Here is a 12905-nt window from a genome sequence, read left to right as displayed (position 1 = left end):
AAATGTCAACCTAAACATGGGAAAGATCCATATTTAAGTTATCATTTATACATAAGGTTATATTTTGTAAGAAGCGAATGCAAATAATTAAGGTGAAAAAACATCTTATTAACGTTATATTAAATTTTAAATAGTGGAAGATAAATATTTATTTGTACTTAAGGGTGGATTGAAGAGAATCGTAATATAAGAAAAAACATTAGAGAGGATAGCTGCGAGCGAACAATTGTACTGATATGTTCGTTTATGAAACTGCCACCGTCTATCTATGATGTGCGTCAGTTAGGAACAAAATTATTAGACCAACAAATTAAGGTTTAAGATGGTGTATGTAATGGGAAGAAGAGGAGGTCTGTTTCCATAAAAAGAACCAAACACGGTGATTAACTATTTTACCTTTGCAGCAAATTTTAATACATAGGGTGTTCCAACAGAATAAAAAATATTTGTTTGATGAAAAGTTGAGAATCGTATAAGTAATGATTGAGTTTTTGATGAATAGAAGGTGATACGAATACAAACAGTAGCTAGCTTTTGCTAGCTACTGTTTGTATTCGTTCAGGAGAGTTTAAGTGGAAAAATGGAAAATCAAAATGAGATGACCGTGTTTATAGTGTTGACCAAAAACGAGATTTTATTCAGGGATATGTAAAAATGAATATTTATAATAACGCATGAACAGTTTCTTATGATTCGCATAAAAAATCCTATTGGATGTAGTAAGAATGCTGAGGGAACTATCGGTTAGTCGAAAAGAAAAGTGAAGAATTGTCGATTATATATGTAAGAGGAGGTCTTAGTTGCGCAAAAAAATTATTGGTGTGTACAAAACTATATATAATTTATGGGAAATATCTAGTTATGTTCTGGTGTAGATAAAATTCCGCTGTGCGCTTATTCTTACAAAGTTGTAAGGTATTTGTAAGGTAATTCGATAGTAGGAGATGAAAAAATTCGATATTCTGAAAATGTATTTGCGGTAGAAAGGAGTATACATGAGTTCATTTCATAGGTTAACAAAACTTACGAGTTGATTACGATAATTTTGGGGTTGTAATGAAAGTGATTTGATTGATACAGCTTTTTAAGTATATGTTAAAAATGTTATTGGAACTTAAATCGAAATATATATATATTTATAGAATGCATTAAAGGATTTTGAATAAATTTGTCTAATTCTATACGGAATTCAACTATAGAATGGAAGGATATGTGTATGAAACGAGCTATGAAGTATGATCATTTAGACGCACGTATAAATGAGTTAGAACAATGTATGAAAAATGAAAAAAATCGCCGTTTGTATGAACGTTACCAAGCAATTATGTTACATCTAAAAGGTTATACCAATATAAAAATTGCTGAAATTATTGGCCGTTCTAACTTAACGATAGGAACGTATGTAAAACGATATCAAGAAACAGGAATTGCTGGTCTCGAATTATCTTCTTCTCCAGGCGCACCGCGCCGATTGACACCTGAACAAGAAGAACGTATATCTGAGATTGTTCTTCACCATACCCCAGCAGAATTGGGACTCAAACCAGAAATGAACTGGACAGCACCTTTACTTCGCGAGTGGATATATCGAGAATGGAACATTATATACAAAGATAGAGCTGTATTAAATATTCTACATCGTCTTGGTTTCAGCCATACGAGACCAACTTATACACTAGAAAAAGCAGACGAGCAGAAGCAACAAGTATTTCGTGAAACGTTCGAAACATATAAAAAAACTAGAAAATGGGGAATTTGACACCATTTTATTTCAAGATGAATCCACAATTCGTGACTATGTAGCCGTTGGCTATTCTTGGTTTTGTAAAGGAAAACAACGGAAAATCCCTACCTACGGAGCTCATCAAAGTGTGAAGTTACTGGGCGTTCTGGATTATGAAAAGGGAAGCATCCTATGTATGGAGGAAGAACGTTTTGATGCGAAAGTATTTTTATCTTTTCTTCAACAAGTACTTGTGCAATATCCCGAAGGGAAAATTGTTATTATACTAGATAATGCTCGAATTCACCATGCAAGCTCATCCAACCTTTTTTAGAGAAGCATTCCTCTAGGGTGGAGCTGGTTTTCTGCCTCCATATAGTCCCAACTTGAATCCAATTGAAGGTCTGTTGAAATGGCTCAAATCATCTGTTATTTATAATGTATTCTATACATCCGTTGCTGAAATCCGTAAAGCTGTACAAGAATTTATCCAAAAGGTAAATCAGCAGCCTCAACAGGTAATTGATCGACTATGCCTTGTTTTTTATAATTCATTAATGCGTTCTATATAGATGATTAAAATAAACACTAATTATAAAAAGGAGTAAGATATGAAGAAAAGTAAAATGTTAATTCCTATTTTAGCATGCTCAACCGTATTTGTCTCAGACAAAAGTGGATTGAATCTTGTTCAAGCACAAACTCAATATACGGAGATAAGTTCAAAACAAGGAGATATAACTTCACAAGGATTAATTGGTTATTTTTATAAGGATTCAAACTTTAGAGAAAATCTATTCCTTACAACAGCGGAAACAGGTGACTTGACTCTTTCGACATCCGATTTACATACATTAATACCAGAAGATCACAAAACCGTTCAATCAGCAATATGGAAAGGGCACGTTAAAATAGATAGAGAAGGTGCGTATGCTTTTTCAACCTCAAATGAAAAAAATACACGGATTTTCATTGATCAGAAAGAGCTGTCACCTTCTCAAAAAATGAATTTGGAACCAGATAGATTATACGAAATCACCATTAAACACCAAATCAATACCTCTTCAACCAAGGGAATGGAACTAAAGTTATATTGGGAAACTCCAGATAATGAAAAACAGGTAATCCCCTCTGAAAGTTTATTTGCTCCAAATAATAAACAAAAACCTTTGAAATCTCGAACAAAAAGAAGTCTTAGGACCGTAGGTAATTTGGATACGAATGATGAAATTATGGATAGTGATAATGATGGAATTCCAGATTCATTAGAAATAGAAGGGTATACAGTAGATGTAAAAAATAAAAAAACAATTATTGTACCTTGGATAGAGCATTTACATACAAAAAAAGGTTTAACTCAATACAAGTCTTCTCCAGAAAAGTGGAGTACAGCTTCAGATCCGTATAGTGATTTTGCAAAAGTTACAGGTCGAATTGACAAACTGGTCAAAAAAGAGGCAAGAAATCCACTAGTAGCTGCCTATCCCATTGTAGATGTAAATATGGAAAGAATAATTTTATCTAAAAATAGAGATATAACGCAAGAAAATGGGGGATCCGCAAACCATTCTATCTCTCATATGACATCTACAAGTAAGACAGATGGGATTTCAAGTTCAGTGAACGCAGAAATAAGCGCTTCTTTATTCGATTTTGGAGCAAAAATTTCTACTAATTTTACAAAAGATCATTCTTCAACAGTTTCTTTAGAAAATTCCATTTCTAATACGAATGAAGCAAATTGGTCTCAAACAATAGGAATAAAGGAATCGGAGGCAGCGTATGTAGGAGCTGGTATACGATATGTTAATAGTGGTACCGCACCGATTTATCAAGCGAAGCCAACATCTACATTATCTTTGACCGATGGTACGCCTCTCGCAACAATCATGGCGAAGGAAAACCAAATAGCCAATCATATCTCACCAGGGGAATATTATCCAAGAAAAAACGATGCATCTATTCTTTTGAATACCAAAGATGATTTTGGTTCCATGCCGATTACTCTGAATTTACAACAATTACAATACCTTGAACGAGAAAAGAAATTCCATTTAGATACAGATCAAGTAAATGGAAAAGTAGGCGTAGTACAGCGTAATGGTGCAATCGAGAAAACTCTTGATTGGGATGAATATATAGGACAAATTAAAGCGACGAGTGCCCGCCTATTGTTAATTACAGGTGATGAAACGATTGAAAGAAGAGTTGCTGCAATAGACCCCGAGGATCCATTAGAACAAACAAAACCAGAAATAACTTTAAAAGAAGCGTTAAAATTGGCATTTGATTTGGAAGAGAATAATAAATCGCTAAAAAGCCCACAGAAAACGATAGAACAATTTGAATTGATTTTTGATAAAGAAACCGGTGAAGCGATTTCTTCCCAACTAAAAAGTTTGGGCATTCAAGATATCTATCAAGGGTTAGATGCTATACAAGTACATGCAAATATGAATATACAAATCGTACCGAAAGGGTGGGAAAAAAACATAAAAACAGGAAGAAAATATTATTTCGATGAAAATGGAAGGAAAGTAACAGGCTGGAAAGAGATAGATGATTCTATGCACTATTTTAATGAAAATGGTGTAATGGAAAAGTAAGGATGAAAATTCATTACAAATATATTGTTACTAAAATGAATCACATGATTCACGACTATTTGGTCTATCAATCATATCATGATCTTCCATTAATTAACTTTCAAAGAAAAGATTGATTAGAGGTATTTATTTTAAGGATAAGCCTATCTAATATAAGAAAGGCTTATTTTTCACTATTACATATAATAGATTTGTATTTTAGGAGGCGATGATTTATGAGGAATTCAACTATATACACGTATAAAATTTTAGGTGCCACTTCTGTAATATCTGCTTTGATCATGACTACGCCACTATATGGAACTACAGTACATGCTGCAAATCATGATTATGTGGAGGAGAAAAAAAACAGAGAACAAGAAACGGCTAAGGATAAAAAAGAAAAAATGAAAGATATCCTACAAATAATTGTGAAACCAGACATCTTACGAGAAAATGAAGATAGGATTCAAAGTACGCGAGCTGTATTGGAAAAACTTCCCCATGAAGTATTGGGGATATACGAAAAGGGGGGAGGAGTAATACATGTTACAGATAAACGATTAACAAAGCACAAAGAATTACAAGGACTTGAAGAACAGGTGATGAAAGACAGTAGTGGAAAACCGATCCCTTTAGCATCTCGTTTTGTCGTCCGGAAGGCGGGGGGAAAACCTACAATCGTGATACGGATTGAAGATTATGCAGAGAGTCATACGAAACGCAAAGAGGTGTACTATGAAATAGGAAAAGCGTTAATCAGTAGTACGACTTATAAACAGGAGTTAATGAATCATTCTTTTATTCAAGCTGTTGAGCAAATTCGCTCCAATACAGATCGTGATGGAAAGGAGTTACTATTTAGCAACGATTTGCAAAAAGCAGTAAAATTGTATGACAAACCAATAGATCAAGAGTTTGTTAGTGAGCACCTAGAAGAATTTGAGCATATGTTTGCTGAAGGATTTGCCCAATACTTCGAAGCAAGATATAAAGGGGGATTACATGCGTATGCACCTGCTATGTTTTATTACATGAAGGAGCTTGAGCAAACAAGATTCAAAGAAAGATATACTCAGATAGAAAATGAAAGTGGAGAAATATTACAATTTAAAGGTGATGTTGCGGAAGCGGAAAATTGGGGAATCCAAACTTTCGCTAAATGGAAAACAAATTTGACTGTATCTGAAAAAGATATTGTATCAAAGTATACACGTAGTTTATACGATCCTATTAACGAGTATCTACGAGAGAACAACGGAATTCTAGGTAGGAATACAAAACTAGATAAGCAAATAACCCTATTAGATGCCGCTTTGAAAAAATCAAGTATCCCACAAACACTTCTGGTTTATAGGAGAGTAACAGAACAACAATTCGGTAAAGATTATAATTGGTTACGAGAATCAGATGAAACATTAAACAAAGAAAAAGTATTGGAATTAGAGGGACAATTTAAAGGGAAGACATTTAAACAAGATAGTTATATGAGTACTTCATTAGTACAAGATCCTAATTCATCATTTGGCAATCGGCAATCCATTCTTTTAGAAATTACACTTCCTATAGGAACACACGGAGCGTATATTGCAGAAATGAGTAAGTATCCTGACCAATTAGAATTACTCATAAACAGAGGATATACTTTTAAGTATAATAAATTTACAGTTATTCATCCCGAAGAAGTTGGAAAGAAACCATATTTAAAAATAGACGTTTCTATTGATTCCAATGAAATCAGTGCGCAAGCATAATGGAATTTTATATTTAAATGAAACATACTGGAATTCTCATGAGAATGAAATGAGTCGCACAATGATCTATTTATTGACGCCCAATTTTGTGAATAGAACATCTGAAAAATGGTTTATAGTAATAATATTTACATTTGACGCGAAAAGAGTAGATAATAAACAGACAGATGTCCCGCTATTAAATTAATCACGCCGATATTTTTATGTGTACATTTGAGTGGATAAATAACTTACTAAGTGAACGATCCTGCCGAATCCGTTTTCATTGTATCAATAAAATACGTATAAAAACAGACTGTTTCTATATGTAGATAAATAATATGACAGGAATGTGTGGTAGGGATATCTTCCACAATAAAACAGGTTCATATAGGGGGATTTTTATGAAAATAACTAAAAAAGCAGTTATGGCTTATATCATAGGTCTATCTGCATTGACTATTAGTACCACAAGTTTTGCTGATAGTGCCCAAGTATTGCAAGATACGAATGGAAATACATTAAAGACAGGACAAGCGTATGGCATTCGACCTGTGGGAATTGTGCCTAAGGTTAATATTACAGTTGATAATGATGGATATGTGAAATTGAGTGATCATCGTATAAATTGTCAATATGCATATAGATTAATCGGGGATGATCGTGTCGAAAAACGTAACGTACGCACCGGAGAACGGATCCGCTTTGAGGAATGGAAAAAAGGAACAGACGGCGTATATAGAAAAATAAACAAATTTTTGAAACAGGAAGGAAAATACATCCATTCAAGTTTAGAGGAATATAAATATATTCCTGGCTTTTCCGTTTTTGATCCGGATATATATTTATACGAAGTCGCACAATTTAAGTTAAGTACCCTAGATAGCTTGTCAAAAATACGTATTAATACGTTTGAGGATAATGGCAGTTATATGTGGAAAGTCCCATATTCTTCAGATTTAGGTACACACTTTGTACAGTTACAAGATAAGAATGAAAAGTTAGGGATTACCATGTTTGAATTTGAAAGAGCAAACCAGACTTCTAAAAAATAGAATTTAGTACATGGGATGAATTCCAAACTAAGTGGAGGTGTCATATGAATCTAAAGAATATTCCCACGAAAGATTTGAGTGAAGAATAGGTAAAATGTGAAGAAGTAAGGATAATATCTGTGAAGCCACATGTAAAAATAGATGTTGTTGATGAAAGGATGGAAAATCTGTAAATGGCTTTTTCTATTTTGGATGAGGATCGAAAAACGTAAGAAAACTAATGTGTCAAATGAAGCTATATGCGTAAAGAAGCCGCTATAGCCCTATAAACATTATAATAAAAAAGCAACTTCTATAGAAAGACCCAACTTCTTAAATTAAATTTTTTAAACGGACTGATGAAATAAAATATGGGTCGATGATATTATGTATATCCTTATCCAAAAAGGCACTTTATACCTTGCGATATTTGTAGATAAGTACTCCAGAAAAGGAACTGGTTCCTAATTCCGCTAATGCTTGTTGTGTGATTCTGTTTCATTGTACACCTATATGATGTGAACAATAGTTAATAAAGTATGAAGAGAAAAATAGCTACTGGATGAATTGAAAAAACATCAGCAGTAATATTTCTTTTATACTTTTTATGTAAATAGTATAGTATGTATTCCTTTGTATGAGAAAATAAATTTAAAAACCTTGCGAGCCGGAAACTCGCAAGGAAACAGGGGAATAATGGATAGATACTATGGAGGATAGTATCTATTTTATTATATCTCATGTCATCAGCAATAGGAACAATAATGCCTTAGTTATGGATACACTTAAAGCATCATTCCAAGCAAATCCGAGTGAGTGCAGAACCTCTTATTCATAATGACCGTGGATTCCAATACACTTCGCATGAATACAATCGATTGAAGGAAAAGTTCGGGTTCAAAGTGAGTATGTCCCGAGTATCTAAATACCTTGATAATCAGCATATCGAAAGATTTTGGGGAACTTTAAAAGCTGAATTTTATTATTTACACAGTTTTGATAATGTCACAGGGTTAATTAATGGTATCGAGCAATATATTCATTTTTATCATCATAAACGTTATGTAAAAAAATACGATGGCCTAACTCCGATTGAATATCGAAATCAAGTCATCGTATGAATCATATTTTGTTTTTTACTTTGTCTAATTGACGGGAAGCAGTTCACACTACTAATAACGAAAATAACGTGGTTTTTGTTTGAGTCATCCAGAAGTCTTTCCATCTAGATGGTCGATAGTAGACCTATACCAATTATATTTAAAAATATTGTTAGTCATATCTGTTATATCTAATTTTATGGGTACAACATAATCCCCTTTATACCATAAATCCTTACTTAGCCTAACAAGTGGAAACTCGAAATAATTCTTTAATGCAGCATATAAATTCGGTTCTAATAAACCAACATAATAAGTGACATTATTATTAATGGCAAAATCTATTAAAAACGAAAGTATTAATGATAATAACCCTTTCTTTCTACTATCTTTTTGAATTGAAAGTTTATCAACTTCAATTGTTCGATTTATATTAAATTGCAATTCTTCCCCAAGACTACCTAATGGCAATAAATCAATAATTGATGAATTTTCTATTGATTTAAACTCAATAGTAGCAACAAATTCATCTCCTTTTTTAAACAAGAATTGACTTAAGTATGATTCTGATACTTCTATTTCAAATCCTTTTTCTTTCCAACTTTCCATCCATATTTGATTGAATTTCTCTATTTGTTGATTAGTTTTTACTTGTACAATCATTTTTGTCCGCGCCTTGTATAATTAAGTTAGGTTTTTTGGGGTGGGATATACCTATGAACCCAAGAGTATCTATTTTTACGAGATACTAGTATTTGTAGATAGAGTGTGGTACTCTCGCTGAATCATTATACTTAGGTAAAAAGAATGTTGTGTTTTTCTGGAAAGTAGTTTACAAATGAGTTGGATAGTAATGACTATAAGTTATTTTTTGTATCTCTTACGAGGCAGTACTTTTATTTAATCAGAAAAGTATGACAGAAATACCGGAATTAGAAAACACCACTATGTTTGCCGATATCATTAGCTTTGACTGTTTTATTATGGACGAGACAATGGGTGCTTTAAAAAAATGGTTTGTAGTTATTACATTAATCGAATAAGAAAAGACGTGGAGAGTTATGCTTGAAAGTTCTTAGGTATCTTCAGGTTCTTCTCTGGTCCTTAAGGATATCTTACAAATAGAAGCGCTTTTGTATAAAAAGCATACAACAATTGTACCTATGTCCAACTGTCACCAAACAAGCATCTTCTCAGTTACGCACGATAATATTATTAGTTATTGTTTATAAAATATTGAGATTGAAGGCTCTCTCTTTCCTGATGATTTTTCTTTCGTACAGGCCATTTATATGGTTCTGTAATTTGTGAACTCAGTATGTTACTGGATCGCTCATCTGAACAGGCAGCTTACTGATTGAAAAGATATCCCTATATTGTAGTTATCATAATTAATTTCTTACACTTCATTTATACACGATTATTTATTCTATATCTGCTTTTAAAAATATGTAACAGTTATACTTACAATACCATGGTATGTAACGAATAAGAAGCTGAATTTTGTAATATTAGTTGAGAAATATAATGACTAAATTTATCCGTAGTGAGAGCAGAGCGTCCTCTGTATTTCATTATATAAGTTCCATCCCTCAGTAGTAATCCAAATCCACTCTTAAGAAAAAACAATACATTAAATCAAATGTAAATATCAAGATAAACAGGGTTCTTTCTCACAGTAGTTGAAGTTGATATAATGTGAGTCAAAAACAGCTAAAGGCTACATGTCCATACTAGGGGATAGAAATACATAAAATCCATTCATTTAGAACTACTTAAATTTATTTGTATTAACACTGACTGCGCTTATATTACTTTTAGCGCATCGCTTTCTTTCATTGAGCCGAGGGCACGGAATACAAAACGTCTAGAAAAAGAGATTTTTGCCCTTTCGTTAGAAATGAGTTCTATTAATTCTGCTAAAAGACTGAATCAGCAGAAAATCAAAATCAGTAAAAATACTATTTGTCATTGAATTAAAAAAAGAAAGTTATGATGGCTAAAAATTAAGTTACAAAATTCTGTATTGATGATTTCGCTATTAAAAAGACAAACGATTATGGTGAATATAGAGACGCATAAAATTGTGGATTTAATCCCCTCGAGGGATATAGAAGGTATGTGGCCGCTTGGCTTAAAACATTCCCTCATTTAAAAATGGTTTCTAGAGATGGCTCTGTTACCTATTTTAAAAGTTATATAAAGGCAGACTGGAGGGATTAAGCAATTTTTATAAACTCTAAATTTGAAAAATACAAGCGGGTCCACTTTACGAAAGTGTATAAAATACAATTCGTATATTCTGAAACAGATACGGTAATCGTAGAGTATCTCAAGACAAACTGGTTACAGATTAAGGGCGAAAAATATATTTTTGAAATTCAACGTATTGTATCAAAGTATTTATTAAGTCTGTCTGTACTTATACGGATACCTGTAGGCTATATAATTGACCGAGGGAAGCCTTCACGTTTTTTGACTTATCCTAATACAAATGGTAGCTAATTCATTTCCTGAAAATAGTAGTTACCTTTTACAAAACCAAATTTTTTGCAAGTTTCTCTCAAAGAGAAATGGGAAAATAATGGCACAGTTCTTCAAAAAATAGTTATAATTCACTTTGAATCGAAAGATTTATAAAAAATCTCATCCTTTCTAGTTAAATTTTTAAGGTGATGGGCATACGGCTGACTCCTTATATTGTCTTTCTGTCATACATACATACATCTCCACATAAGAAGGTTATAATGGCTATAAGAGGTGATATGACGATGAATTATCATATTCTGGTGATAGAAGATGATCAAGAAATTCAAGAGCTAATTAAACAATTTTTAATGACACAAGAGTATAATGTTATAGTTGCATTAGATGGTTTAGAGGGGATGAAAGAATTTAATAAACAAGCCTTCGATTTAATTCTTCTTGATGTGATGATGCCAAACCTGAATGGATTTGAAGTTGCCAAAATGATTCGAAGTCATTCAAATATACCCATTATTATGCTTACCGCACTAGAAGAAGAACAAGATCAAATAAAAGGGTTTGACCTTGGGATAGATGATTATATTACGAAACCTTTTTCTTTTCATGTATTGATGAGACGAGTTGAAGCAATTCTGAGAAGAAGCAACAAGCAAAGTACCGATAATCATTTCATATTTAAAGAATTACATATCGATGGTGATGCATATAAAGTATATGTAAATAGAGTTGAAGTTCCCGTAACTTTAAAAGAATTTGAAATCCTGCAACTGCTACTTCAAAATGAGAAAAAAGTACTTACAAGAGAAGTCATCATAGAAAAAGTTTGGGGATATGATTATTCCGGAGACACACGAATGATAGATACACATATTAAAAATATACGAAAAAAACTAGGTATAGCCTACATTAAAACAGTAAAGGGCATTGGTTATAAAATCGATGAATAAGGTCATGAAAAATCATGAAGATGAAGAAAATCACCTATAAACTTTTTATAAGTACATCTCTCATTTTGTTAGCCTTTGCCACCCTGATTTATGTAACTTTATATTTCTTTCTCCCTAAATATTATGAGCAATACAAAACCAATCAGCTTCAAACAGGAGTAGAAGAAATAATTGATAAATCTAAAAATCTTACGTTTCAAAATGCAATACCACTTTTTGATGAATACGCACAAAAAAATAACGCAGTGATCTACCTGCATAATAAAGAAGGGACAATTGTTTATTCACCTACTTTTAATTTTCTTCAAAAAGGTACCATCGAAGGAGATAATCAAGCAAATGGGTTTGCTACAACTGTACCATTAGGGAGTTCAGATAACCTTCGTAACTCATTTGAAGTTACTATACCGATTCAATTTCAAGATGTTACCTTAACGTTTATGGTGTTCGCAACCTTTCAACCGATTGACGAAGCGTCCCGAGTATTGATACGTTTTCTTCCCTATAGTAGTATTATTGTACTGGTTATTGGGATAGGAAGTGCTTATTTCTATTCAAGATTTATTACAAATCCACTTATTTACATTAATGAAGGTGCACAAAAGATGGCAAATCTGGAGTTCTCCGAAAAAATTGAGGTTCGTTCTATGGATGAATTAGGGGAATTATCCTATAGTTTGAACGATATGTCTATTAATTTACAAAAAGCAAATCAGCAATTGAAAAGTGATATTGAAAAGGAAAGAGAAATAGAAACAAAGCGCAGGGAATTTTTTGCCATTGTAGCGCACGAATTAAAAACTCCTCTTACTGTTATGAAAGGATACTTGGAAGGGATGATCAATAATATTGGCCCTTATCAAAATCGTGACCAATATTTAAAGAGGAATTATCAAATAATTGAAAACCTGGAACAATTAGTTCGTGAAATTTTAAGCATGTCAAAATTAGAACAACATACCTTTAAACTTCAAGTAAAAGAAGTTAATCTTACAAATTTAATAGGTACAATCACAAAAAAATTAGAATTTTTTGCTTCTCAAAAAGGCATTCAAATTATAAAAGAAGTCGATTCTGATATTTTTGTTTATACGGATTATGCTCTTTTAGAAAAAGCCTGTAAAAACATCATTCATAATGCGATTATGTATTCACCTCATAACGAAAAGGTCTATATAAAGTTAAAACAAGAATCTAAGCAAAATCATATTGAAATACAAATCATCAATACAGGTATCGAAATTAAAGAAGAAAATATACAACATATATTCGAACCCTTCTATCGAATCGAAAAAT

The 12905-nt window shown here is 32.5% G+C and carries 7 protein-coding genes and 1 pseudogene; 7 read left to right on the top strand and 1 reads right to left on the bottom strand.

Features of this window, described 5'->3' with window-relative positions:
• Positions 1–1228 precede the first annotated feature (1228 nt).
• The 5 genes and pseudogenes from MR169_RS28155 (at position 1229) to MR169_RS04595 (ending at position 8196) form a co-directional block, all read left to right on the top strand.
• Positions 1229–2295, top strand: a pseudogene (locus MR169_RS28155) (IS630 family transposase).
• A gap of 39 nt (positions 2296–2334) precedes the next feature.
• Positions 2335–4329: a binary toxin-like calcium binding domain-containing protein gene (locus MR169_RS04610; RefSeq protein ID WP_242318979.1), complete on the top strand. Its 1995-nt coding sequence runs from the start codon at positions 2335–2337 to the stop codon at positions 4327–4329.
• Between the two features lie 215 nt (positions 4330–4544).
• On the top strand, positions 4545–6062 hold the full coding sequence (locus tag MR169_RS04605; RefSeq protein ID WP_242318978.1) for an ADP-ribosyltransferase: 1518 nt from the start codon (positions 4545–4547) through the stop codon (positions 6060–6062).
• A gap of 383 nt (positions 6063–6445) precedes the next feature.
• Entirely contained in the window at positions 6446–7096 is a 651-nt protein-coding gene (locus tag MR169_RS04600; protein ID WP_242318977.1) for a hypothetical protein, read from the top strand.
• A gap of 791 nt (positions 7097–7887) precedes the next feature.
• Complete coding sequence (locus MR169_RS04595; protein WP_242318976.1) at positions 7888–8196, top strand: IS3 family transposase; 309 nt, start codon at positions 7888–7890, stop codon at positions 8194–8196.
• An 84-nt stretch (positions 8197–8280) separates the two neighbouring features.
• Here MR169_RS04595 and MR169_RS04590 read toward each other — a convergent pair whose 3' ends face one another.
• Positions 8281–8838, bottom strand: coding sequence for a hypothetical protein (locus MR169_RS04590; RefSeq protein ID WP_242318974.1), 558 nt, complete (start codon positions 8836–8838; stop codon positions 8281–8283).
• Positions 8839–10922: 2084 nt separating this feature from the next.
• On the opposite strand from MR169_RS04590, the gene MR169_RS04585 reads away from it, so the two are divergent.
• Positions 10923–11609, top strand: a complete 687-nt coding sequence (locus tag MR169_RS04585) for a response regulator transcription factor (RefSeq protein WP_242318972.1) — start codon at positions 10923–10925, stop codon at positions 11607–11609.
• A 14-nt stretch (positions 11610–11623) separates the two neighbouring features.
• Positions 11624–12905 (top strand): sensor histidine kinase (locus MR169_RS04580; protein ID WP_242318971.1); only part of this gene is annotated, 1282 nt, incomplete at its 3' end.

The sequence above is a fragment of the Bacillus cereus group sp. BfR-BA-01349 genome (genome assembly GCF_022663795.1).
In the GTDB taxonomy this organism is placed as follows: Bacteria; Bacillota; Bacilli; order Bacillales; family Bacillaceae_G; genus Bacillus_A; species Bacillus_A cereus.
The sequence above is the reverse complement of the archived record's forward strand: the minus strand, read 5'-3'. Positions and strand labels throughout refer to the sequence as shown.

Bases quoted from the DNA above. Each gene is read 5' to 3' on its own strand.
- MR169_RS04585 (WP_242318972.1), top strand. From the start codon at position 10,923: ATGGCTATAAGAGGTGATATGACGATGAATTATCATATTCTGGTGATA.
- MR169_RS04590 (WP_242318974.1), bottom strand. From the start codon at position 8,838: ATGATTGTACAAGTAAAAACTAATCAACAAATAGAGAAATTCAATCAA.
- MR169_RS04605 (WP_242318978.1), top strand. From the start codon at position 4,545: ATGAGGAATTCAACTATATACACGTATAAAATTTTAGGTGCCACTTCT.
- MR169_RS04600 (WP_242318977.1), top strand. From the start codon at position 6,446: ATGAAAATAACTAAAAAAGCAGTTATGGCTTATATCATAGGTCTATCT.
- MR169_RS04610 (WP_242318979.1), top strand. From the start codon at position 2,335: ATGAAGAAAAGTAAAATGTTAATTCCTATTTTAGCATGCTCAACCGTA.